The sequence below is a fragment of the Bacillus sp. YP1 genome, assembly GCF_000877815.1.
Lineage (GTDB): Bacteria > Bacillota > Bacilli > Bacillales > Bacillaceae > Bacillus > Bacillus subtilis.
Genome location: NZ_CP010014.1, coordinates 2,367,778 through 2,392,274, shown reverse-complemented (window position 1 = coordinate 2,392,274; position 24,497 = coordinate 2,367,778). Strand labels below are relative to the sequence as shown.

25 protein-coding genes and 1 pseudogene are annotated in these 24,497 nt (G+C 41.7%); 14 read left to right on the top strand and 12 right to left on the bottom strand.

Annotated features, from left to right (window positions below; genetic code table 11):
• Positions 1-19 precede the first annotated feature (19 nt).
• The 5 genes and pseudogenes from QF06_RS21355 to cypB all read left to right on the top strand — a co-directional run bounded on the left by QF06_RS21355 (position 20) and on the right by cypB (position 5,200).
• On the top strand, positions 20-169 hold the full coding sequence (locus tag QF06_RS21355; RefSeq protein ID WP_004399102.1) for a YrzI family small protein: 150 nt from the start codon (positions 20-22) through the stop codon (positions 167-169).
• A 156-nt stretch (positions 170-325) separates the two neighbouring features.
• Positions 326-484, top strand: a complete 159-nt coding sequence (locus QF06_RS21865; protein WP_003229817.1) for a hypothetical protein — start codon at positions 326-328, stop codon at positions 482-484.
• Positions 485-671: 187 nt separating this feature from the next.
• Complete coding sequence (locus tag QF06_RS11780) at positions 672-1,214, top strand: class I SAM-dependent methyltransferase (RefSeq protein ID WP_032677113.1); 543 nt, start codon at positions 672-674, stop codon at positions 1,212-1,214.
• Between the two features lie 222 nt (positions 1,215-1,436).
• Positions 1,437-2,020, top strand: a pseudogene (gene fatR / locus QF06_RS11775) (transcriptional regulator FatR).
• Between the two features lie 15 nt (positions 2,021-2,035).
• A complete protein-coding gene (gene cypB, locus QF06_RS11770) occupies positions 2,036-5,200 on the top strand; it encodes a bifunctional cytochrome P450/NADPH--P450 reductase CypB (RefSeq protein WP_041850126.1) in 3,165 nt (1,054 codons plus the stop codon).
• 243 nt (positions 5,201-5,443) lie between these two features.
• Here the strand turns inward: cypB and QF06_RS11765 are convergent, their stop codons facing one another.
• The 5 genes from QF06_RS11765 to QF06_RS11745 all read right to left on the bottom strand — a co-directional run bounded on the left by QF06_RS11765 (position 5,444) and on the right by QF06_RS11745 (position 10,264).
• Entirely contained in the window at positions 5,444-5,734 is a 291-nt protein-coding gene (locus QF06_RS11765) for a YrhK family protein (protein WP_087614863.1), read from the bottom strand.
• A gap of 134 nt (positions 5,735-5,868) precedes the next feature.
• Positions 5,869-7,773: a peptidoglycan O-acetyltransferase OatA gene (gene oatA / locus QF06_RS11760; RefSeq protein ID WP_043940172.1), complete on the bottom strand. Its 1,905-nt coding sequence runs from the start codon at positions 7,771-7,773 to the stop codon at positions 5,869-5,871.
• A gap of 110 nt (positions 7,774-7,883) precedes the next feature.
• On the bottom strand, positions 7,884-8,741 hold the full coding sequence (gene rsiV, locus QF06_RS11755; protein WP_004398482.1) for an anti-sigma-V factor RsiV: 858 nt from the start codon (positions 8,739-8,741) through the stop codon (positions 7,884-7,886).
• Positions 8,741-9,241, bottom strand: a complete 501-nt coding sequence (gene sigV / locus QF06_RS11750) for an RNA polymerase sigma factor SigV (RefSeq protein ID WP_004398891.1) — start codon at positions 9,239-9,241, stop codon at positions 8,741-8,743. Before sigV ends, rsiV begins: the two co-directional genes overlap by 1 nt.
• A gap of 195 nt (positions 9,242-9,436) precedes the next feature.
• On the bottom strand, positions 9,437-10,264 hold the full coding sequence (locus QF06_RS11745; RefSeq protein ID WP_041850124.1) for a TrmB family transcriptional regulator: 828 nt from the start codon (positions 10,262-10,264) through the stop codon (positions 9,437-9,439).
• Positions 10,265-10,417: 153 nt separating this feature from the next.
• On the opposite strand from QF06_RS11745, the gene QF06_RS11740 reads away from it, so the two are divergent.
• Positions 10,418-11,050, top strand: coding sequence for a LysE family transporter (locus QF06_RS11740; protein ID WP_003229828.1), 633 nt, complete (start codon positions 10,418-10,420; stop codon positions 11,048-11,050).
• Between the two features lie 93 nt (positions 11,051-11,143).
• Here the strand turns inward: QF06_RS11740 and QF06_RS11735 are convergent, their stop codons facing one another.
• Positions 11,144-12,532 carry an amino acid permease gene (locus QF06_RS11735; RefSeq protein ID WP_015714401.1) on the bottom strand — a complete coding sequence of 463 codons (1,389 nt, stop codon included), beginning with the start codon at positions 12,530-12,532 and terminating at the stop codon, positions 11,144-11,146.
• A gap of 38 nt (positions 12,533-12,570) precedes the next feature.
• Positions 12,571-12,711: a hypothetical protein gene (locus tag QF06_RS21860; protein ID WP_121517033.1), complete on the bottom strand. Its 141-nt coding sequence runs from the start codon at positions 12,709-12,711 to the stop codon at positions 12,571-12,573.
• 557 nt (positions 12,712-13,268) lie between these two features.
• Here QF06_RS21860 and levR point away from each other — a divergent pair.
• The 7 genes from levR to sacC all read left to right on the top strand — a co-directional run bounded on the left by levR (position 13,269) and on the right by sacC (position 21,058).
• Positions 13,269-16,076, top strand: a complete 2,808-nt coding sequence (gene levR, locus QF06_RS11730) for a transcriptional regulator LevR (protein WP_043940171.1) — start codon at positions 13,269-13,271, stop codon at positions 16,074-16,076.
• 189 nt (positions 16,077-16,265) lie between these two features.
• The gene (levD, locus tag QF06_RS11725; protein ID WP_003246144.1) at positions 16,266-16,706 is read left to right on the top strand and encodes a PTS fructose transporter subunit IIA; all 441 of its coding nucleotides are present in this window, start codon (positions 16,266-16,268) and stop codon (positions 16,704-16,706) included.
• Positions 16,706-17,194, top strand: coding sequence for a PTS fructose transporter subunit IIB (levE, locus tag QF06_RS11720; RefSeq protein WP_004399158.1), 489 nt, complete (start codon positions 16,706-16,708; stop codon positions 17,192-17,194). The genes levD and levE overlap by 1 nt, the downstream gene beginning before the upstream one ends.
• A 16-nt stretch (positions 17,195-17,210) precedes the next feature.
• Positions 17,211-18,020 carry a PTS fructose transporter subunit IIC gene (gene levF / locus QF06_RS11715; protein ID WP_003229833.1) on the top strand — a complete coding sequence of 270 codons (810 nt, stop codon included), beginning with the start codon at positions 17,211-17,213 and terminating at the stop codon, positions 18,018-18,020.
• A gap of 20 nt (positions 18,021-18,040) precedes the next feature.
• The gene (gene levG, locus QF06_RS11710; protein WP_003229834.1) at positions 18,041-18,868 is read left to right on the top strand and encodes a PTS fructose transporter subunit IID; all 828 of its coding nucleotides are present in this window, start codon (positions 18,041-18,043) and stop codon (positions 18,866-18,868) included.
• Positions 18,869-18,948: 80 nt separating this feature from the next.
• Complete coding sequence (locus QF06_RS22150; protein WP_119123072.1) at positions 18,949-19,116, top strand: hypothetical protein; 168 nt, start codon at positions 18,949-18,951, stop codon at positions 19,114-19,116.
• Positions 19,049-21,058, top strand: coding sequence for a levanase (gene sacC / locus QF06_RS11705; protein ID WP_223257627.1), 2,010 nt, complete (start codon positions 19,049-19,051; stop codon positions 21,056-21,058). Before QF06_RS22150 ends, sacC begins: the two co-directional genes overlap by 68 nt.
• 41 nt (positions 21,059-21,099) lie before the next feature.
• On the opposite strand, the gene yraA is transcribed toward sacC, so the two are convergent.
• The 3 genes from yraA to QF06_RS11690 form a co-directional block, all read right to left on the bottom strand.
• Positions 21,100-21,609 (bottom strand): cysteine protease YraA, encoded by a 510-nt coding sequence (gene yraA / locus QF06_RS11700; RefSeq protein ID WP_003229836.1) that lies wholly within the window; start codon positions 21,607-21,609, stop codon positions 21,100-21,102.
• Positions 21,610-21,739: 130 nt separating this feature from the next.
• Positions 21,740-22,789 (bottom strand): NAD(P)-dependent alcohol dehydrogenase, encoded by a 1,050-nt coding sequence (gene adhA / locus QF06_RS11695; protein WP_003229837.1) that lies wholly within the window; start codon positions 22,787-22,789, stop codon positions 21,740-21,742.
• A gap of 130 nt (positions 22,790-22,919) precedes the next feature.
• Positions 22,920-23,114 (bottom strand): carboxymuconolactone decarboxylase family protein, encoded by a 195-nt coding sequence (locus QF06_RS11690; protein ID WP_052500187.1) that lies wholly within the window; start codon positions 23,112-23,114, stop codon positions 22,920-22,922.
• A gap of 182 nt (positions 23,115-23,296) precedes the next feature.
• On the opposite strand from QF06_RS11690, the gene adhR reads away from it, so the two are divergent.
• Positions 23,297-23,719 (top strand): aldehyde stress transcriptional regulator AdhR, encoded by a 423-nt coding sequence (gene adhR, locus QF06_RS11685; protein WP_004398725.1) that lies wholly within the window; start codon positions 23,297-23,299, stop codon positions 23,717-23,719.
• A 261-nt stretch (positions 23,720-23,980) separates the two neighbouring features.
• Here the strand turns inward: adhR and QF06_RS11680 are convergent, their stop codons facing one another.
• Both QF06_RS11680 and QF06_RS11675 read right to left on the bottom strand, forming a co-directional pair.
• Positions 23,981-24,280, bottom strand: a complete 300-nt coding sequence (locus QF06_RS11680; protein ID WP_003246006.1) for a spore coat protein — start codon at positions 24,278-24,280, stop codon at positions 23,981-23,983.
• 15 nt (positions 24,281-24,295) lie between these two features.
• Positions 24,296-24,493: a hypothetical protein gene (locus QF06_RS11675; RefSeq protein WP_021480190.1), complete on the bottom strand. Its 198-nt coding sequence runs from the start codon at positions 24,491-24,493 to the stop codon at positions 24,296-24,298.
• Positions 24,494-24,497 lie beyond the last annotated feature (4 nt).

Here is a 24,497-nt window from a genome sequence, read left to right as displayed (position 1 = left end):
TTGAAAGGGGGTGAGCGATATGACGATTAACCTATTCTTTTTAACGTTAACGATTAAAAAACGGTTTAAAAGCCTGGAAGAATTCGAACGAGAACAGCAGATTGAGCAGATTTATGATGAAATGAAAGAGTCTCAGTTAAAGCATCTTTATTTAACAAACTGGCGCTAAAAGCAACGAAAAAAACTGAAGGGGGAATGGCATATGCTTAGAAGGGAATTATTGATGCATTATACAATGGAGAAGGACCAAGTTTAGCGAAATAGCTGTCAAGAAAATGCGCGCCTGCATATAGTAAATCAACGTTATTGTGAGGCAGGTGATGGCATGATGAACGATTATCAAAAAAGACTGCCGTCGATTGGCCATGGTTATGCGTCCATGCCGCATTCCTTCAAACATGGTTATGGAAATCCATTCCGACAGCAGAGGCTGATGGCAATGCAGCAGCAAAGGCTGTATGTATTCCCTTATCATTGGCATTAGAAAGAGGGCAGAAAACATTTTGTTTTCTGCTTTTTTTTCGGAAAAAAATGAAAAAGTTTAGTTCTATTGAAACATTTTTCAATACATTGCCGTCTAGTTGGTACCTTCCTTCACTTTTAGAATGAAGATGATGTTTATTTTTTGAATATAATAAATAAACATAGGAAACCAAAAGCAGGTGTTTAAATTGCTAGAAAATAGACTCTATAAACGATCGAATTTTTGGAAATTATTTTCTCGGAAATATAAGCTAACCAAAACAATTGAGCATATGATGATTGACTCTATAGATATACAAGAAAATGACAGAATTTTAGAAATGGGAATCGGAAATGGCACTGTCTTTAAAAGCATAACCAAGAAACTAGAAAAGGGAAGCCTAAAAAGCATTGATCCTTCAAAGCGAAAGGTAAGACAGATATCACGTGCGAATCGAAAGAATATGGGGAACGGGGAGGTTTTTCATGGCTATCCAGAGGACATTCCCTTTGATGACCGTACCTTTAATAAAGTCTTTTCTTTACATACAGTTCAGAGCTGCACCGATATTAGGCTTGCATTAAGAGAAATTTACAGGGTGCTTCAAATTGACGGCCGGTTTTATATCAGTATTGACACAAATACCGGTGAAAAAGAGAAAACGTATATTCAACTGCTGAAAGATCAGCATTTCAGGGATCTTTCTGTTATCAGGCGTGATTCCTGTCTATGTATTGTGGCTGTTAAATAAAAAATTTCTCGGGAAATATATCCAAGATCCTTACATTTGGATTTGGGTATATTTTCTTAATTTTTTATTTTTTGCATATACTTTATATTAAAAAAAGTTTTTTTCATTTAAACTTATAACAGAAGAAAGAACAAAGAGGTGATTTCAGACAGGGCAGACATTCTTTGTGAACAAAAGGAATGAATATTCATTCCGCAAACGAATCGGAGGTTGTCAGATTATATGCTATCCGCATCCAGCAGTAAATACGACATGATTATGAAAGCGTCGGTCTCACTTTTTACGGAAAGGGGTTTTGACGCTACCACTATTCCTATGATAGCTGAACGTGCTCATGTAGGGACAGGAACGATCTATCGTTATTTTGACAGCAAAGAAACACTCGTTAACGTGCTGTTTCAAGAAAGCATCCAGCGATTTACGGAAAAACTGAAGCAAGACGTTTCAGAATTGCCTGTCAGAGAAGGCTTTCACCACGTATTTTGCTGTCTCGTTCAGTTTACGAAAGAGAGCGACTATGCGCTTTTTTTTCTTGAAACCAAAAAAGATGCTCATTACTTAAATCATACAAGCAAAAAAATGATAGAAAATCTGACTCAAATGCTTGATGACTATTTTAATAAGGGAAAAGCGGAAGGCGTGATTCGCAGCCTGCCCTCTAATGTGTTAATTGCGATTGTATTAGGGGCGTTTCTCAAGATATATCAGCTCGTTCAAACAGGTGATATAGAGATGGACACTGATTTAATTACTGAATTGGAACAATGCTGCTGGGACGCCATTAGCTTCATTCATCACAAAAATAGGAAAGGGAGATGTTAATGAAACAGGCAAGCGCAATACCTCAGCCCAAAACATACGGACCTTTAAAAAATCTTCCGCATCTTGAAAAAGAACAGCTTTCTCAATCCTTATGGCGGATAGCTGATGAATTGGGGCCGATTTTCCGTTTTGATTTTCCGGGAGTATCCAGTGTTTTTGTATCGGGCCACAATCTTGTGGCTGAAGTGTGTGATGAAAGCCGCTTTGACAAGAACCTTGGCAAAGGCTTGCAAAAGGTGCGCGAATTCGGGGGAGATGGCTTATTTACAAGCTGGACGCACGAACCGAACTGGCAAAAAGCCCACCGCATTTTGCTGCCGAGTTTTAGTCAAAAAGCCATGAAAGGCTACCATTCTATGATGCTGGATATCGCAACCCAGCTGATTCAAAAATGGAGCCGGTTAAACCCTAATGAAGAAATTGATGTAGCAGACGATATGACACGTCTGACGCTTGATACGATTGGGTTGTGCGGGTTTAACTATCGATTCAACAGCTTTTACCGTGATTCACAGCATCCGTTTATCACCAGTATGCTCCGTGCCTTAAAAGAGGCGATGAATCAATCAAAAAGACTGGGCCTGCAAGATAAGATGATGGTGAAAACGAAGCTGCAGTTTCAAAAGGATATAGAAGTCATGAACTCCCTGGTTGATAGAATGATAGCGGAGCGAAAGGCGAATCCGGATGATAACATCAAGGATCTCTTGTCTCTCATGCTTTATGCCAAAGATCCAGTAACCGGTGAAACGCTGGATGATGAAAACATAAGGTATCAAATCATCACATTTTTAATTGCTGGACATGAGACAACAAGCGGTTTGCTTTCCTTTGCGATTTATTGTCTGCTTACACATCCAGAAAAACTGAAAAAAGCTCAGGAGGAAGCGGATCGCGTGTTAACGGATGACACGCCTGAATATAAACAAATCCAGCAGCTCAAATACACTCGGATGGTTTTAAATGAAACCCTCAGACTGTATCCAACAGCTCCGGCTTTTTCTCTATATGCGAAGGAGGATACTGTTCTAGGCGGGGAATATCCGATCAGCAAAGGGCAGCCAGTCACTGTTTTAATTCCAAAACTGCACCGGGACCAAAACGCTTGGGGGCCGGATGCGGAAGATTTCCGTCCGGAACGGTTTGAGGATCCTTCAAGTATCCCTCACCATGCGTATAAGCCGTTTGGAAACGGACAGCGCGCTTGTATTGGCATGCAGTTTGCTCTTCAAGAAGCGACAATGGTTCTCGGTCTTGTATTAAAGCATTTTGAATTGATTAACCATACTGGCTACGAACTAAAAATCAAAGAAGCATTAACGATCAAGCCGGATGATTTTAAAATTACTGTGAAACCGCGGAAAACAGCGGCAATTAATGTACAGAGAAAAGAACAGGCAGACATCAAAGCAGAAACAAAGCCAAAAGAAACCAAACCTAAACACGGCACACCTTTACTCGTTCTTTACGGTTCAAACCTTGGGACAGCTGAGGGAATAGCCGGTGAATTGGCTGCTCAAGGCCGCCAGATGGGCTTTACAGCTGAAACGGCTCCGCTTGATGATTATATCGGCAAGCTCCCTGAAGAAGGGGCAGTCGTCATTGTAACGGCTTCTTATAATGGGTCGCCGCCTGATAATGCAGCCGGCTTTGTAGAGTGGCTGAAAGAGCTTGAGGAAGGCCAATTGAAAGGTGTTTCCTATGCGGTATTCGGCTGCGGGAACCGGAGCTGGGCCAGCACGTATCAGCGGATTCCCCGCCTGATTGATGACATGATGAAAGCAAAGGGGGCATCGCGTTTAACAGAGATTGGGGAAGGTGACGCCGCCGATGATTTTGAAAGCCATCGCGAGTCTTGGGAAAACCGCTTCTGGAAGGAAACGATGGACGCATTTGATATTAACGAAATAGCCCAGAAAGAAGACAGGCCTTCATTATCGATTGCTTTTCTCAGTGAAGCGACGGAAACGCCGGTTGCTAAAGCATATGGCGCGTTTGAAGGGGTTGTGTTAGAGAATCGAGAACTCCAGACAGCTGACAGCACGCGTTCAACCCGCCATATTGAATTGGAAATTCCGGCTGGTAAAACATATAAAGAAGGCGATCATATCGGAATCCTGCCGAAGAACAGCAGGGAGCTTGTTCAGCGGGTTCTCAGCCGATTCGGTTTGCAGTCCAATCATGTGATAAAAGTAAGCGGAAGCGCTCATATGGCTCATCTGCCGATGGATCGGCCGATCAAAGTAGTGGATTTATTGTCGTCCTATGTAGAGCTGCAGGAACCGGCATCAAGGCTTCAGCTTCGGGAGCTGGCCTCTTATACAGTTTGTCCGCCGCATCAAAAAGAGCTGGAACAGCTCGTTTCAGATGATGGCATTTACAAAGAGCAGGTACTTGCAAAACGTCTTACCATGCTTGATTTTTTAGAGGATTATCCTGCTTGCGAAATGCCGTTTGAACGGTTTTTAGCACTTTTGCCATCACTAAAACCGAGATACTATTCCATTTCAAGCTCACCGAAAGTTCATGCAAATATCGTGAGCATGACGGTAGGAGTTGTGAAAGCCTCAGCATGGAGCGGCCGAGGTGAATACCGGGGTGTCGCCTCTAATTATTTAGCAGAGTTGAATACAGGTGATGCAGCAGCCTGCTTCATTCGTACGCCGCAGTCCGGATTCCAGATGCCGGATGAGCCTGAAACGCCTATGATTATGGTCGGGCCGGGCACAGGAATTGCGCCATTCAGGGGCTTTATTCAGGCAAGATCGGTTTTGAAGAAGGAAGGAAGCACCCTTGGTGAAGCACTTTTATACTTCGGCTGCCGCCGCCCGGACCATGACGACCTTTACAGAGAAGAGCTGGATCAAGCGGAACAGGACGGTTTGGTCACAATCCGCCGATGCTACTCGCGCGTCGAAAACGAACCAAAAGAATATGTCCAGCACTTGCTCAAGCAAGATACGCAGAAATTGATGACACTCATTGAAAAAGGGGCTCATATTTACGTATGCGGTGATGGATCACAAATGGCTCCTGATGTAGAGAAAACTTTGCGATTGGCGTATGAAGCTGAAAAAGGAGCAAGTCAGGAAGAATCAGCTGAATGGCTGCAAAAGCTGCAAGATCAAAAACGTTATGTAAAAGACGTTTGGACAGGAATGTAAAATATAAAATCCCGCCAATCTGATTGGCGGGATTGCTTTGCATATGAGAAAACCGGCACGATAATGAAATCTACTGAAAAGGATGTTATAGGGAGTATCGCGCCGGCCTTATTATTCATATCGGCATGCAGAGGCAAAAGTTTAGTTCTTTTTACCTTATTTTTTAAAATAAATAGTCTAAAAGTCTTGTTTTTGATTTTCAACTCAGGCTTTTGGCATTTTGTTCTTGCTTATTCCTTAAGATCAGTCATCTGTTGAAGATTGATGCTTGAATTGCTGTTCCACATGCTTACGGTAATGAAAGTCATGAATCAGCCGAATGGTCGGCCTGATTAACAGCAGCAAACTTCCGATCGCAAACAGCCATATCCCTGCCGACATTAATCGGTCATAAAAAAAGAAAAAGCTCCCGACGAGAAACAAAGCACCAATGATAAAATCGTTTACTGTATAAAGAATCTTATATCGTTTTTTGAAAAAAAGTTCATATCGTTTCAGCTCTTTTTGGAAGTCATGTTCTTCATTTACTGTCACCATCATCCCTCCATTCTATTTTGGCTTACCCTTACGTAAACGGAATGTAAACATAAGGGCAGCCTTGCTGAAAGGAGACATAATCAACGATCAGAAACTAAAGTGAAAAAGTGATCCGCATAGGATCTCTTTTTTTATGATTTCATCGCCTGAACAATAAGAGCGGTCAAAGCTTTTGCCCCTTTAGGAACCAAGTGAACACCATCAGGGGTAAAATATTCTGGATGCTGAAGAGCTTCTGTATGCCAGTCAACTAACGTAACATTTTGATGTGCGCTTGCCTGGTGCTGTAAAGATTCATTAACCTTGCTTTCCCATTGGCGGGGAACCCGTGTATTGACAAGATAGATATGGGCTTTTGAGAAAGATTGAAGCAGTTGTTCGATTTGGCTGTTTGTAAAGTAGCCATTGGTTCCAAGCTCAATGATGACAGCCTTGTTCGGCTGATTAAAAGACTTGTACTCCCTTGCGAGTTCCAAAGCTTGAGACATTTGTCTTCCTACCTTTCCATCAATCGTCACATGTGAAAGTGACTGACGCAGGTGTGAAGAAATATCAAGCATGACGGAATCTCCTATAGCTAACACCTCTTTCGCAGTATCTGCGGGTTCTTTCGTCTGTTTAGATTGCGTGTCTTTCTTTTTATGAGTCTCTTGCCCACTATCTTTGTTTTCCTTTTGACGTTGATCGGATTCTGTTGTCTTTTGTTCAGGATAGTGTTTTTTATCTGCTGCAGCGTTCTTTTTATCCCCAGAAGCCTGGCTGGTGTCAGCATTTGTTTCTTGTGAGCTATAGGTCCATTTGGTAGGGTGCTTTTGCTCTCCGGCTAACCCAGACAGCCCTCCTGCAAAAATAAGTATAGCGAAAATGACGAAACCAATTGACAGTTTGCTGATGACAGATGTCGTTTTCCATTCCTTGATTCTATGTATAAAAACACGGCGGAAAAATGACCTAAATCCCTGTGTCCGTATCGGCTTCTCAATAAAATGATAGGAAAGCTCGGCAAGTATACATGTCACAATGACCTTTAGCACGATATGCCAAAGAACAGGGTTTCCGATTTCTTGAACTGGCGTGCTTAACACAATAACAGGGTAGTGCCAAAGATAAATTCCGTAAGACCTCGTTCCAAGCCACCGAAGCGGCCTCCATGAAAGCAGATTGCCTAAAAAGCTGCTCGGATGGCAAACACATGCAATAAGGATTGCGGCAGTCACGCTAATGAATAGCATTCCGCCTCTGTAAAGAAAAGGCTCGTATTCATCTGTGAAATAGACACACAACACTAAAATACAAAATGCCAAAAATTCAGTGGCGTGCAAAGTGTGCTTCAGTTTGCTTGGCAGCCTGTTGGAAGACAGCCTTTTCATTGGCCATACCAAAGCCAAGGCACATCCGATGAGAAGTTCAAACGAACGAGTGTCTGTGCCATAGTAAACGCGGCTCGGATCTCCGCCAGGTTCATACAGTACGCTCATCATCACGGCTGAACAAAGCGCAAGCAATGATATCACCGCAGCCAATCTGGCGCGGCTTTTCATTATGTACATTCCAACAACTAAAAACATCGGCCATATGATATAAAATTGTTCTTCAATCGCCAGCGACCAAAGGTTTTTTAGAGGTGATGGGGAACCGAAACTATCAAAATATGATAGCTTGTGAAAAATAAACCACCAATTGCTCATATAAAAGAGAGAAGAGATCGCATCTCCACGTACAGTGTGCAATAGTTCTCGATCAAACAATACGACCCACACAACAGTGGAAAAGATCATAAGGTACGCTGCCGGGAGAAGCCGCCGAATGCGGCGCACCCAAAAATCCCGAAAATCAAGATTGATATCATTTCCATATGCCGGTAATAGAATAGATGTAATCAAATATCCGGATAAAACAAAAAAGATATCAACCCCGATAAAACCACCGTTAGCCCAATTGAAATTTAGGTGATAAGTGATAACTGACAGGACGGCGAAAGCCCGAAGGCCATCAAGTCCAGGAATGTATCGATGATGCTGTGTCTTGTGATACATGGGTATTCCTCCAATAGTATGCAAATATTCTCGTTGTTTTTGATAGCGGGGTTACGACCTCGAATAGAGAAGAGAGAAAACATCCATAATCTTAGATGGATGTTTTTATTTTATCGAATATAACGTTCTCCCACGAGCAAGTTTGAAATGACGCCGGTTGGAATTGTAAACTCTGTAACGCCCATATAGCCGGGGGCGACTTCATATTCGTCAAATGAGATCACAAGTTTATGGTCTTCAGTAATGTAAAACGTCTGATCAGGAAGAATCGTTTTGAACGGTTCTGCATCTTCGTCAGTGAGCCAATATATTTTATTTGGATCTTCCTTCATTTGCTGTTTCATTTGTTCTTTGATGTTTTGACTGATGACTTTGATATAGCGCTCATCTTTGAATAAGCTTTTTAATGTAAGTAAAATATCATTCTTTTTGTCAATTGTAATATAACGGCTTTGTGTGTAGGAAGATGCTTGTGTTGTTTCAATATTGCGCCGGATAGAGAGTAAATCTGGCGTGTCTGTGACCGTCTCGTAATCACTGTAGATGCTGAGATGCCCTTTTTTGTTTTTGGATGTGGACTGTATAAACTCTTTATACAGCTGCTGGCTTTCTTTCAAGTATTTCTCGTTAATGCTGTTTTCAAGCTCTTTATTAGAAAGCCCGGACAAAGCAGGTGTTTTGACATCAATGCTTGATTGGTCTTTTTCCTCTTTGATTTCAATAAAGGTGATCGCTTTGACGATTTTGCCGATGACAGGGATCTTTGACATAGCCTGAGCGGCGTCCGGGTTGATATTAACAAGCGCAGTGAATAAAATAGCTGCAGCGATTGCTGCTGATGTCGGCCACATAACGATTCTTTTCTTTTTTGGTTCTTGCTGAAGGGCTTTTTCAACAATGATATCCAATTCTTTAGGAATCTGAACATTTTTATATTCTTCTCTTAATTGCTGTAATCTCTTATCCATTAAGAAAGATCCTCCTTCGTCAACTGAATGCGCATCAGCTTCAATGCTCTGTATAGGCGCGTTTTGACGGTATTCGTGTTTTCTCCTGTAATTTCCGCAATTTCTTCTAATTTGAGGTCTTCAAAAAAACGTAAAATAATAATGGTTTTATAGCGGTACGGCAATTCGTCAAGCGCTTCATGGAGATCAGTATCCTTGTAATGGTCTTCCTTTCCTTTGCTTAAAAATTCTATCGTTTCGTCGTCCATCACTCTTATCTTTTTTTGTTTGCGCAAAAAGTCAATGGCTGTCCGTACTAAAATTTTATAAAACCAGCTTTTTATCGTCTCAGGGTTCCTGACCGTTTCAACTGAGCTCAGCGCTTTTTTTATAGATTCCTGAACAATATCTAATGCGTCATCTTGATTTTTCACATAACTGAAAGCCAACCTGTAGAAATCTTGCTTATGGTCAGTTATGCATGTGACAAGCAACGCTTTTGTTGTTTGTTTTTTCTTCATTGCAATAAAGGGCTCCTTTTTGAATATACGTATATCGTAGGCTGTTACCTAGGATAGACGCGGCAGGCTGAAAAATAGTTTGCGCAGAATCACATTTTTTAAAAGAGAGAAGTAAATCAGCATGGGGGGTTTATGCATAAAAAAACAAGGCTTGTTTTGTACAAGCCTTGTTTTTGGGGTAAGAGATGACAAACATTATTCCAAATAATGTTTTTTGAAATCTGAGTGAATAGAAAATTTACGGCGCAACTGGATGAGATTTTTCCCGAAGCTCTCTTCTAAAAGCTCTCTATGCTTTTTCAGAATTTCCATGAGGTACAGATCATGAATGATCACTTCAGTAATAGGCATGACTAAACCTACATGCATCGTCCATGCAGCACGGCTGTCGTTGCCAAGTGAGACAATGCCTGCTACGACTTCTGAATCATCTCCGCTATAGACAAGCCACCGTCCGTCATACTCTTCTGTAATTTCACTGCTCATATCATGAAGATAAACATTGGCAAAATTAGATACGATGTCTCCGTACGCAATAATGGTGACAATAACGCCTTGTTCTGCCGCCTGTTTGAGCTCTGCTTCTATCTCCTTAAAATCCTCTTTCCATATTTCTAAGAGGATTCTTTTTTTGGCAGATAAGATACAAGCCTTCACCTTTTCAAGAATTTCACTGCGGCCGGTGATATTCCAGATGTTTTCCCGGTCATTAGCAGTCTGCTCGAACTTTTCAAAATATTTCTCAGCCTGATCAAAATGCTCTTCCGCTTTGAGCCGGCGGTTTTTAATCAGTTCTTTTGCGGGGACAGGAACATACTGAGGCGTATTTCCATGACTGACAAAAACATCTCCCCTTATGACAAGGCTTTCCAAGACTTCATAAATTTTAGAACGGGGAACTCCGGATTTTTTAGCAACGGCATAGCCTGTTAAAGGTGATTCTTGCAATAATGCCAAATACGCTTTCGATTCATATTCTGTAAAATTGAGGTTTTTTAAAATGTCTAACATATTTTCTTTCATATATCCTCCAATATAAAGAGCAATCGCTGCCTTAGTAATCGCTATTTTAACAAACCATATTGATTTATTCCAAACACATTGATACACTTTTTATAAGTAGTTACTTTTGTAGCCACTATATGATTAAGGGGATTTTTAAAGGGGGAGAGAACAATGCACAGCTTACTCGCATACATACCGATTGCTGCCATGATGGTTATCATACCGGGGGCAGATACGATGCTTGTGATGAAAAATACGCTTAGGTATGGCCCGAAAGCCGGCCGTTATAACATTCTCGGATTGGCAACAGGACTTTCCTTTTGGACGGTGATTGCCATTTTAGGATTATCAGTGGTGATCGCAAAGTCAGTGATTCTTTTCACAACGATCAAATATTTGGGAGCGGCATACTTAATTTATTTAGGTGTAAAAAGTTTTTTTGCTAAAAGTATGTTTTCGTTAGATGACATGCAATCCCAAGCAAAAAATATGGCAAGTTCTCCGAAACGTTATTATAAAACTTCCTTTATGCAGGGATCACTCAGTAACATTCTCAATCCTAAAACTGTTTTGGTGTATGTTACAATCATGCCCCAATTTATCAATTTGAACGGAAATATAAACCAGCAGCTCATTATTTTAGCTTCAATCCTAACCTTATTAGCGGTGTTGTGGTTCCTGTTTCTTGTTTATATTATTGATTACGCAAAAAAATGGATGAAAAACTCGAAGTTCCAGAAAGTGTTTCAAAAAATTACCGGAATAATATTAGTAGGTTTCGGCATCAAAACTGGTTTGAGTTAACACTTAAATGAAGTGAATGAAATTTGAAACCAAAGTTTAATTTGTGTTTGACCCATAAAAAAGACAAGGGAGTGAGTATCCCTTGTCTTTTTTTTATTTCATCTTATGTCCTCTGCGGGTTTGCACCTTATACAAAATAATCAATAAAACAAACCAGACCGGGGTGACAAACAAAGCAATACGTGTATCATCCGCGAGTGCCAATATGACAAGAATGAACGCGAGAAATGCAAGTGTTAAATAGTTGGATAATGGGTAAAAAGGCATTTTAAATTTGTTTGCTTTCGCTTCATGCTGCCTTGTTTTTCGATATTTCAAATGGCAAATCACCGTGATGCCCCAAATAAAAATGAAGCATATTGTAGAAACACTTGTAATCAGTGTGAAGACTTGCTCGGGCATTAAATAATTCAGACTAACGCCAATCAGAATGGCGATGGATGAAAAGAACAGCGCATTGCTTGGCACGTTAGAAGAAGTTAATTTCTTTAATAGTCCAGGTGCGTGATGATCCTTTGCAAGCGAATAGACCATTCGGCTTGTGCTGAATAAAGCGCTATTTGCAGCTGATGCGGCTGATGTTAATACAACAAAATTGATCAAACTGGCAGCCACAACGATGCCTACTGCAGAGAAGACCTGAACAAATGGGCTTTCGTTTGGATTCAACACATTCCAAGGATAGATACACATAATCACGAAAAGTGCGCCAACATAAAAAAGTAAAATCCGGACAGGGATTTGATTGATGGCTTTAGGGATCACTTTTTGGGGATTTTCTGTTTCACCTGCTGTCAGTCCGACAAGTTCAATACCCACGAAAGCGAAGACGACCATTTGGAACGATAGGATAAACCCATGCCATCCATTTGGGAACATGCCGCCGTGGCTCCAAAGGTTGGTGAGGCTGGCAGGGCCGGAAGCTGCGGAAAAACCTTTCGCAATCAGGAAAATACCAGTTACGATCAGAGCCAGTATGGCAATGACTTTGATCAATGCAAACCAAAATTCTAATTCTCCGAAAAGTTTAACGGTGGCAAGGTTCATGATCAGCAGGATAATAAGCGCAAGAAGACCCGGCAGCCATTGAGGCGCATCGGGAAGCCAATATTGCGTATAAATGCCGACCGCCGTTAAATCAGCCATCGCGAGGGAGATCCAACAGAACCAGTAGGTCCACCCAGTGATAAATGCTGCCATGTTTCCTAAATAGTCCCTTACAAAATCAACAAAAGAGTGGTATCCCGCATTTGATAAGAGCAGTTCTCCGAGCGAACGCATAATGAAAAAGCAAAATACGCCGGTGATCAAGTAAGCAAATAAAATGGATGGTCCTGCAAAATGGATGGATTTACCTGAACCTAAAAATAAACCTGTACCGATTGCACCTCCAATCGCCATTAATTGTATATGCCTGTTTTTAAGGCCTCTAGACAATTTCTGTTGCTGGCCAAAATTGTCTTTGCTAGAATTGCCTATCAATTTTATTTTCCTCCAGTAATAAAAAGATGAGTAAAGTTTTATCGGATATTATAACATTTAAAAGAATAGATACTTTTATTTTTAAATTTTAAAACTATTTTAAGTGCTGTTACATGTCTTCTGGCTCTATTTTTCACTCGTGATTCTACCTGAATAGCAGAGTAAAACAGGAAAGTCATTTGGACAATCTGACAGGCTAGTTTTAATCGGTAACGATTTGTATAATTGCATACCCACTATGTTTGAGACCTGCAGGGGGGATCAAATCGAGAGAATCGGAGATAAAGTTTTTAAGCTTACAGATTTCTTAACCTTCAAAGTGGATTGCAAAAATGACGAAGTTTTGCAAATTGTAATACTGTGGCGGTCACATATTGTGTCCGTCTTTTTAGTTGTGAGCGAACTTAAGGGGGTTATATTTGGGTAATTTGTCATGATCTATAAGATTCATTTTTTGTCATTGATGATTTTGACATCATTACATTCCCCGAGAATGATAAACTGTTTACTGATTATTACTTTTGAAGGGGACTGGCCCTCCAGAACTGAGCATCTATCATACTAATATGAGATGCAAATGATTCAAAATGTAAACATATACGCATAAAAGCCAGTTTTGTCAATCTGCTATAGAGACCTTTTTAAACGTGTATCAGCAGATAATCTCAACGCGGACTATAAAGTTTCGAAATATTCTTGTTAATGGCTTATCTAATAAGGACAAAGGATGATAGACGTGAGAAGAATAGATAAAATATACCATCAGCTCAAGCATAATTTTCATGATTCAACCTTAGATCATCTTTTAAAAATACAAGGGAATTCAGCAAAGGAGATTGCCGAGCAGCTGAAAATGGAGCGGTCCAATGTCAGCTTTGAATTGAACAATCTCGTCCGGTCCAAAAAGGTCATCAAAATTAAAACGTTTCCTGTAAGATACATCCCAGTCGAGATAGCAGAAAAATTATTCAACAAGAAATGGGATACAGAGATGATGGAAGTGAAAGACCTTCAGGCGTTTTCCGGAAATTCAAAGCAAAATCATCAACACATTTCCACGAATCCCCTAGAGCTTATGATAGGGGCAAAAGGGAGTTTGAAGAAAGCGATCTCCCAGGCAAAAGCAGCTGTCTTTTATCCGCCGACCGGTCTGCATATGCTCCTCCTAGGGCCGACTGGTTCCGGTAAATCCCTTTTTGCGAACCGAATTTACCAGTTTGCCATTTACTCTGACATATTGAAGGCCGGCGCACCATTTATTACATTTAACTGTGCAGACTACTACAACAATCCTCAATTATTGCTTTCTCAATTATACGGACACAAAAAAGGTTCATTTACAGGTGCTGCCGAGGATAAGGCGGGTTTAGTCGAACAGGCCAATGGGGGCATTCTTTTTATGGATGAAATCCACCGTCTCCCTCCCGAGGGACAAGAAATGCTGTTTTATTTTATTGACAGAGGTTCTTATAACAGGCTTGGAGAATCTGAACATAAACGAACATCGAACGTATTGTTTATTTGTGCGACTACAGAAAATCCGAGTTCTGCACTATTGAAAACGTTTTTGCGAAGAATCCCAATGACCATTCATATTCCTTCGCTTGAAGAACGATCGCTTAAAGAAAGAGTGGATCTGACGACGTTTTTATTAGGGAAAGAAGCAGAGCGAATTAAGAAGAATCTGAGTGTGCATATCGATGTCTATAATGCGCTTATTCACTCTGCGAAATTTGGGAATGTCGGACAGCTGAAATCAAATGTCCAGTTAGTTTGCGCACACGGATTTTTGCATAACCTTGACAGAAATGAAGTTATTGAACTGACTGTTCGCGATCTGCCTGATGAAATCAAGCAAGAATGGATGTCCAGCAGCAAAAACATGCAAAGAAGCAAAGCCATTTCTGAATATGTCAATATTACAACGATTATCTCTCCGATTGTAGAAGATGAAACAACAAAAATTGACGAAGACCTCTCATTTAACTTATATCATTTGATTGAGGAAAAAGTGAAAACGCTTATGAAAGAAGGTTTATCCAAAAAGGATATTAACCAGTACATCTTGACTGATGTCCATTTGCATGTCAGAAGTTTTTTTCATCATCAAGCTTTTCAAAAAGACAACCTGCTGACATTCGTTGAAGACGATGTGATTCAAATGACAAAACAGTTAAAAGAAATAGCTGAACATGAGCTGGATTGCACATTTGACCGTAAGTTTATTTATTTCTTGAGTATGCATATTGACGCATTTTTAAAGCGAGGAAAGCAAATTGATGTTTTGAATACACAGGAGACAGATGAAATTCGTGATACCCATGTGAAAGAATATCGGGTGGCGATGATTTTTAAAGATAAAATTCAGGAATATTTTAAAGTGGCTATTCCTGAAATAGAAGTCATCTACTTAACGATGTTAATTCATTCCATCAAATCGTTAAAGGAGAACAAAAGAGTCGGTATTATCGTGGCAGCTCATGGAAACAGCACGGCGAGTTCAATGGTTGAAGTCGCGACAGAACTGCTAGGGAGTACGCCGATTGCAGCAGTTGACATGCCGCTTACTGTTTCACCTTCGGACATTCTTGAATGCGTAGCAGAAAAAATGAAACAGGTTGATGAAGGTGAAGGTGTTTTAATGCTGGTAGATATGGGGTCGCTTGCAATGCTGGAAAGCAGGCTGGAGGAAAAGACAGGCATTTCTATTAAAACGATCAGCAATGTTACGACTTCAATGGTGCTGGATGCTGTCAGAAAGGTCAACTATTTGAATTTAAATTTGCATGCGATCTATCAATCGGTCACGAAGGATTTTATCGAGTTGTGGGAGCGTCAGCCAGCGGCATCCGGCAAAAAGAAGGCATTGGTATCCATCTGCACGACGGGTAGCGGAACGGCCAAAAAGCTGGAAGACATTCTAACCACGATCGTAAACAAGGCCTCCGATACCCCCATTCACATATTGACCGTATCATCGATTAAGCTGGCCAACAGCATAAAAGAAATCGAAAAAGAGTATGAAATCCTTGCGACAGTCGGAACGAAAGACCCTAAAATCAATGCTCCGCATGTATCTTTAGAAGTGTTAATTGAAGGGGAGGGAGAGAAGCTGATTCAACAGGCGATTACAAAAGGAAGCATCTCCTTGAGCAATGGATTGAACGAAGCAAATATTATTGTCAGGGAGCTTTGCGAGGATAGCCTGAAAAAATACCTTGTCTTCTTGAATCCCCACCATGTGATCGACATGTTATTGGAGTGGCTGCAAACCGTTCAGGATGAGCTGGGGGTCATTTTCAATAATGCGGTTTTGATCAAAGTCATTATGCACACGGCTTTCGCCTTTGAAAGGGTAATTAAGCAGAATCCGATCGCTTTCTCAGAGGAAGAAGAGATCAATGATCAGCTGAAGGAAATGGTGTACGTGACAGAGCGAACATTAGCCCCTTATGAAGAAAAGCTCGGACTTCGCATAAGTGATGATGAAAAATTATTTATAGCCGCCATATTTGCTGAAGAAGTGCATGGCCAGCTGTTTTAAAAACAGTTTTTTCATATGAACCTGTATTAAATGGAACACCATTTTAATACAGGTTTATTTTTTTCGTTTTAAGTGTTTCAACAACAAATTGCTATTGGCTGAAATAACAATGAAAACGCTTAACACAACTGTGTTGGCACGATCCTTGCATTATATATGGATGTACAAAACAGGAAAGGAGCAATAGATATGATTTCAGTTATTATCAGCGGTCATGGAGATTTTCCCATAGCATTAAAAGAGTCTTCAGGGATGATATTCGGTGAAGAAAATAACCTGATTGCAGTGCCGTTTTTCAAAGGGGAAGGAATACAAACGCTGCAAGAAAAATATCATCAGGCGCTCAAGGATATCCCGGAAGAACATGAAGTGCTTTTTTTAGTCGATATTTTTGGAGGGACGCCATATAACGCGGCAGCTTCCTTTATTGCTGAGGATCAAAGAATGGATATGGCTGCCGGCGTAAACCTGCCGATTCTGCTGGAGGTATTAAGCCTGAGAGAACATCTGGCTCTCAAAGATTTGCTGAACAACTTAAAAGCAATGAGTCAGCAAAGCTTTCAAGTGTGCAGTGAACATTTAGAAAAAGTAAAAACAGCCAATCAAGATACAAGAGAGGATGAATTATGATGAACATTGTGTTAGCAAGAATTGATGACCGCTTTATTCACGGCCAAATCCTGACAAGGTGGATAAAAGTCCATGCAGCCGACCGAATCATCGTTGTCTCCGACGATATTGCTCAGGACGAAATGAGAAAAACGCTGATCCTTTCTGTTGCGCCTTCAAATGTAAAGGCGAGTGCCGTCTCGGTTTCTAAAATGGCAAAAGCATTTCATAGTCCGCGCTACGAAGGGGTAACGGCAATGCTCTTGTTTGAAAATCCGTCCGATATTGTATCTCTTATAGAAGCAGGTGTACCGATCAAAACCGTAAACGTCGGGGGAATGCGTTTTGAAAATCATCGCAGGCAAATCACAAAATCAGTCAGTGTCACAGAACAAGATATAAAGGCATTTGAAACATTAAGTGACAAGGGCGTGAAACTGGAATTGAGGCAGCTGCCTTCAGATGCCAGTGAGGATTTTGTACAGATTTTACGGAACGTAACAAAATAATCAAGGGGATGAGAATATGTCTTCATTACAAATTATTTTGTTGTTAATCATTGCAGCAATCACCGGAATCGCAAGTGTATTGGATGAAGGGCAGACACACCGGCCGCTAGTGGCCTGTACGTTGGTTGGCTTGGTGCTCGGGGACTTAAAAACGGGAATTATTCTTGGAGGCACACTGGAGCTGATGGCGCTCGGCTGGATGAACGTCGGGCTTGCCATGGCACCTGATACAGCGATCGCCTCTGTCATCTCAACCATTTTAGTTATTACCGCTGATCAAGGAATTGGCGAAGGGATTGCTGTCGCTGTTGCTTTAGCAGCTGCGGGTCAGGCGCTGACGATTTTTGTTCGGACGATCACTGTCTTTTTCATCCACCGCGCTGATCAATATGCAAAAGCGGGAAATATAAAAGGAATTGAAATTATGCATATTACCGCGATGGTGTTTCAAGCTTTGCGCGTCATGATTCCTACATTGATTGTTGCTTTAATTAGTGTCAGCGCTGTTCAGGCGTTCCTGGGAAATATTCCTGATGTCATTACAAAAGGACTGCAAATAGGCGGAGGCATTATTGTGGTTGTCGGGTATGCCATGGTGATCAATATGATGAATATTCCTTATTTAAAGCCATTTTTCTATATTGGTTTCTTATTAGCGGCGTTTACCGATTTTAACTTAGTGGGATTTGGAGCCCTTGGTCTCTGTCTGGCGCTTTTATACCAGCAGGTGATGCAAAAACAAAGCGCTCACGGAGCAGTCGCGGCCGCATCAGACAGTGGCAGTGTTGCTGTTTATGATGACGATGATGATGATCTTGATGCCTAAACGATGAGGGGGAAGAAAAAATGGAGAAAGAAAAACGATTAACGAAGAAAGAAATTTTCAGCATGTTTATTCGTTCAAATTTTTTACTCGGTTCCTTTAACTTCGAACGTGTGCAGGCAATGGGATATTGTTATGTCATGATACCGGCGATCAAAAAATTGTACGGTCCCGGAGCGAAAAGAAACGAAGCCTTACAGCGGCATTTGGAATGGTTTAATACACATCCGTGGCTGACAGCGCCTATATTTGGCGTGACGGCAGCCATGGAAGAAGAAATGGCGAACAATAAAGGAATTGACGGAAAAGCGATAAGCGGAATGAAAATCGGTTTGATGGGACCAATAGCGGGCGTAGGCGATCCAATTTTTTGGGGAACGATTCGTCCTGTCTTAGCTGCGCTAGGAGCCTCCCTTGCTTTAGGAGGAAACATTGCCGGTCCTTTGCTATTCTTTTTCTTGCTGAATGCCATAAGATTAAGCACAAAATATTACGGATTAAAGTATGGCTATGTGAAAGGAATGGAGATTCTTCAGGATTTAGCGGGGAATCGCATTCAAAAGCTTACAGAGGGCGCTTCGATTCTCGGGTTATTTGTTATGGGGGCTCTCGTGTCCAAATGGACCACCATCAACATTCCAATCGTTGTATCCAGGATTAAGGATGAAAGCGGAAAAGTAGATGTTCAAACGGTACAAAACGTGCTAGATAGCATTATGCCGGGGGCGCTGCCTCTCGGATTAACGTTATTGGTGGCATGGATGCTTCGCAAAGGGGTGAATCCACTTCTCATTATTTGCGGCATCTTTGTCATCGGGATTCTCGGGTATTGGGCTGGATTCTTAGCATAAGGTGTGTGAAGGAAAGAGAGAGAAACTGCAGCAGTCTTTTCATATATAAATCATTCGGATAACAGTGAAACAGAGGAGAATTGCCAGAAACGGACCAGCTTGCGCAGCAGTCTCTTTTGAAAGTGTTCAAACATGAAGAGAGGAGCGAAGGAACAAATGAAAAAGAGACTGATTCAAGTCATGATCATGTTCACCCTGCTGTTGACTATGGCATTTTCGGCAGATGCAGCCGATTCAAGCTACTATGATGAGGATTACCGTCCTCAATATCACTTCACACCGGAGGCAAACTGGATGAATGACCCAAACGGAATGGTATATTATGCTGGGGAATATCACTTGTTCTATCAATACCATCCATACGGGCTTCAGTGGGGGCCCATGCATTGGGGGCATGCCGTCAGCAAAGATTTGGTTACATGGGAACACCTTCCTGTTGCGCTGTATCCGGATGAAAAAGGCACGATCTTTTCTGGAAGCGCAGTTGTAGATAAAAATAACACAAGCGGTTTTCAAACAGGCAAAGAGAAGCCGCTTGTGGCCATTTATACACAGGATCGGGAAGGCCATCAAGTGCAAAGTATTGCCTATAGCAACGACAAAGGAAGAACATGGACGAAGTACGCTGGCAACCCTGTCATTCCAAACCCGGGTAAAAAAGATTTTCGCGATCCAAAAGTCTTTTGGTATGAGAAAGAAAAAAAGTGGGTGATGGTGCTTGCGGCCGGTGACCGAATCCTCATTTATACATCAAAAAATCTGAAGCAGTGGACGTATGCAAGTGAATTTGGACAGGATCAAGGAAGCCACGGGGGAGTATGGGAATGCCCGGATTTATTTGAGCTTCCGGTAGACGGCAATCCGAATCAAAAGAAATGGGTCATGCAGGTCAGTGTCGGAAACGGAGCGGTCTCGGGAGGATCAGGCATGCAATATTTTGTAGGGGACTTTGATGGAACTCATTTTAAAAATGAAAACCCGCCAAACAAAGTTCTCTGGACGGATTACGGCAGAGACTTTTATGCGGCTGTATCCTGGTCTGATATTCCATCCACAGACAGCCGCCGGCTATGGTTAGGGTGGATGAGCAATTGGCAATATGCGAATGATGTTCCGACATCCCCATGGAGAAGTGCAACGTCCATTCCAAGAGAGTTAAAATTGAAAGCGTTTACCGAAGGGGTTAGAGTGGTCCAAACACCGGTGAAAGAGCTGGAAACCATTCGCGGAACCTCTAAGAAGTGGAAGAATCTGACCATATCGCCTGCAAGTCATAATGTGTTAGCGGGGCAATCTGGAGATGCCTATGAAATAAATGCAGAATTTAAAGTAAGCCCTGGTTCAGCTGCTGAATTTGGTTTTAAGGTCCGAACAGGTGAAAATCAATTTACGAAGGTCGGCTATGACCGAAGGAACGCCAAATTGTTCGTTGACCGGAGCGAGTCAGGCAACGACACCTTTAATCCGGCCTTTAACACCGGAAAAGAAACAGCCCCGTTGAAGCCGGTAAATGGGAAGGTTAAGTTGCGCATTTTTGTTGACCGCTCCTCGGTTGAAGTATTTGGGAATGACGGAAAGCAGGTCATAACGGATATTATTCTCCCAGACCGATCAAGCAAAGGGCTTGAATTATATGCTGCAAATGGCGGTGTAAAGGTAAAATCTTTAACGATACACCCTTTAAAAAAGGTATGGGGAACGACACCTTTTATGTCCAATATGACTGGCTGGACGACTGTAAATGGCACGTGGGCAGACACAATTGAGGGGAAACAAGGGAGGTCGGACGGCGATTCCTTTATCTTGTCTTCAGCATCCGGGTCAGACTTCACTTATGAATCTGATATCACCATTAAGGATGGAAACGGAAGAGGGGCAGGAGCACTAATGTTTCGCTCTGACAAAGATGCCAAAAACGGTTACCTTGCCAATGTGGATGCGAAGCATGACCTAGTGAAATTCTTTAAATTTGAGAACGGTGCTGCTTCTGTCATTGCTGAATACAAAACACCGATAGACGTTAATAAAAAGTATCATCTGAAAACAGAGGCCGAGGGCGATCGCTTTAAAATCTATTTAGATGATCGTCTTGTGATTGATGCACATGATTCCGTATTTTCAGAAGGCCAATTTGGCTTGAATGTGTGGGACGCGACTGCTGTCTTTCAGAATGTAACGAAGGAGTCTTAATTTTAAAAAAGGCACAGACCCGAACAGTCTGTGCCTTCTTGTTATTTTAACAAGTTTAAAGATTCGCGGTTAAATGCTTCCAAATCATCAGGTGTTCTGCTTGTGACAATGTTGTGGCTGACGACTACTTCTGCATCTTTGTAGTTTGCACCGGCATTGATTAAATCTTTGCGGATGCTGCGGTAGCCTGTGATATCTTTGCCTTTTAGAAGATCCGTATCAATCAGTACTTGCGGGCCGTGGCAAATTGCGAAAACAGGTTTTTTGTTTTCGACAAATGCTTTTGCGAATTCACCCGGACGGTCATCTGCACGAAGCAAATCCGGAGAGAATCCCCCAGGAATTAAAAGTGCATCAAAGTCACTTGCATCCACATCAGAGATGGCTTTGTCAATCTTTACTTTCTCGCCATGCTTACCGGTAACTTCTTTGCCGGCTTCCAAATCGATAGCCACAACACTGTAGCCAGCTTCTTCGTATGCTTTTACCGGACTTGTATATTCGATGTCTTCGAATTGGTCTGTAACAAGAACTGCAATTTTTTTGCTCATAAAAAACCCTCCTAATAACTCTCTATTCATAGAATAACAGGAAGATTGACCGGCCTTCAAAATATTTGCTTAAAGAGATCATTTTTCGTGAGTTTCAATAAAAGCGGCAGCCCATATAAGGACTAACCTATTACAATGTGGAAATATCAATCACAAATCGATAACGGACATCGCTTCGGAGGATACGTTCGTATGCCTCGTCCACTTGGTCAGCTCCGATGACTTCGATTTTAGGTTCGATGCCATGCTCAGCTGCGAAATCCAGCATCTCTTGAGTTTCTTGAATTCCGCCGACTAGAGAACCTGCAATGCTGCGGCGCCCCATGATTAGGGAAAACACACTGTATGTGTCCGGCTTGGCAGGAGCTCCAACGCTTACAAGTGTCCCGTCTATACGAAGCATTGATAAATAGGCATCTACATCGAGATTTGCCGATACCGTATTTAAGATCACGTCAAAACGCCCGGCCAATGCAGTGAATGTGGCTGGGTCACTTGTTGCAAAGTAATGATTTGCACCGAGTTCCAGAGCTTCCTCTTTCTTATTCATGGAACGGCTCAGGACGGTTACTTCTGCACCCATCGCATGTGCAAATTGAATTGCCAAATGTCCAAGGCCACCTACGCCTACAATCGCAACCTTTTTACCAGGGCCAACATTCCAGTGTTTCAGCGGGGAATACGTTGTGATACCTGCACACAACAGCGGACTGGCAACATCCATTTCCAAACGATCTGGTATGCGAACAACAAATCTGTCAGTGACAACGATTTTTTGGCTGTACCCGCCATAAGTGGGGTTTCCGTCGTAGTCTACTGAGTTATACGTTTGAACAACACCCTTCGTGCAGAATTGTTCCTCTGCGTTGAGACAGTATTCGCATTCTCCGCAAGAGTCAACAAAACAGCCGACACCAACGCGGTCCCCGACAGCCAACTTGGTGACTTTTGTTCCAACGGCTGTTACAACACCGGCTATTTCATGTCCAGGCACCATTGGGAAGATGCCACCGCCCCATTCATCAAAAGCGCTATGAATGTCTGAATGGCAAATGCCGCTGAATTTAATATCGATTAAGACATCGTGCGGCCGTAATCCTCTTCGCTCAATCGTCGTTTGTTCAAATTTGGCTTTTGCATGTGACACGCTTAATACACGGGTTTGATGTTGATTACACATACGAACCTATCCTTTCTTCATCATAAGTGTTGTAAATAAAAACATGCACTTATTTATGTTTTATGGTGTCTTCAACATAACGATAAACCTTAAAGTCTGCTTTAAGGCAAGGGTTTTTTAAAAAAACCATTTAAAATGAACCTGATTTATAAGCTGAGAAACAGTCAGTAATTAATGCAGAAGCTGTAATCATGCTGCGATCCCGGGGTGAAAGTTGTTCCTCTCTTGCCCAAATGCCACCGAATAGAACATCATCATGAAGTTCAGCAAACTTTGGCGTAAATTCTCCTAATTGTTCTCTTCCGGCAGTTTGTTTATTTGCCATTCAGCAATCCCTCCATCTAACCTGTTTTTATTGCATGGAGAAGTATAGAGTTTAAAGTGTGCTTTAAGGCAAGTCCCGAATATATAAACCCAGATTCAGCAGCTAACCACTTGTTTTGAGCTTGACTTAAAGTTAACTTTAAGTGTTACCTTCACAACATACAGGATAGAGAGGTGAAGATCATGAATATTGCTCAGGTGGCAAAGCAGTTTGGCCTGACAGCCGCAACACTCCGATATTACGAACGTGTAGGATTAATCCCGCCTGTAAAACGAAAAGACAGCGGCATTCGCGACTATGATGAAGAAGATATCAAATGGATTGAATTCATTAAATGCATGCGAAATGCGGGACTATCGATAGAAGCGCTAATTGAATATACAACATTATTTACCGAAGGTGACCGTACAGTAGAAGCTCGAAAAAATATCCTGGCTGACGAACGACAGCGGCTGATAGAGAAGCGGAAAGAAATTGATGAAACAATTAAAAGATTAGACACAAAAATTAAAGATTATGATGGGAAATTGCGCGAAAACGAGGCAAAGCTCAAAAGCAGGCCTAAAACGGAAAGTCTTCACGGATCAGTGGAGCAAAGAAGGTAGCATTCCTTGCGTTTGAAGAGAGCAGGTTAAAACGAAGGATTTTGATTCTGGCCTGTTTTCTCCATCAAGAGATCGCATAAAAAGAGGTGGTTACGATTCCTTATTTGGATTGGAGAATTTGCAAACATTATCGGAGATCAGATGTAGAAAAGCGGTTAATCTATTTACGGTCATAGGACCTGAACAAACAGTGCTCATTTTGAAGCTGAGGAACAGTTGTGGCCAATCAATACTGTTCCTCAGCAAATCAGTCATTGTATATTAAAGGGTTGGCAATTGAATGGCTGTATCAATATTTTTTAAATTCAGCTTGACTTGTTCGTCAGGGTTCCAAGGATGGTACCAGCCTTTTTCCATCATATAGCTCGAGAGTTGTTCGTGCATATCGAGTGCTTCTTCCAAATGGCGGATAAGGACTTCTTTTACTTCAGGCGTTCCGGCTTCAGTGGCTGCCATCGCATAATTTCTGACTCCGTTTTTTGCTGAAATTAATAAGTCCATAGCAATGATTTGGTCTGTTAGAACATTCATGCCGGTCAGATATTCTATGATAGGATTCATGATTTATTCATCTCCTCATTCGTGCTTTGCATTAGATAAAATAGAGGCAAATTCCTGCAGCTGGCGTGTGGTGATGTCAACATCTTGCTGCATGATTTCTTTCAGCTTCGGATCAGATACCAGTGCTTTCATTGTTTTAGATTTCGTCAAACAAAGTGTCTTAAATGAAGTCATTTCCTGAACCTCAAGCACTTCGTGTAAGGCGTATTCCATTTCT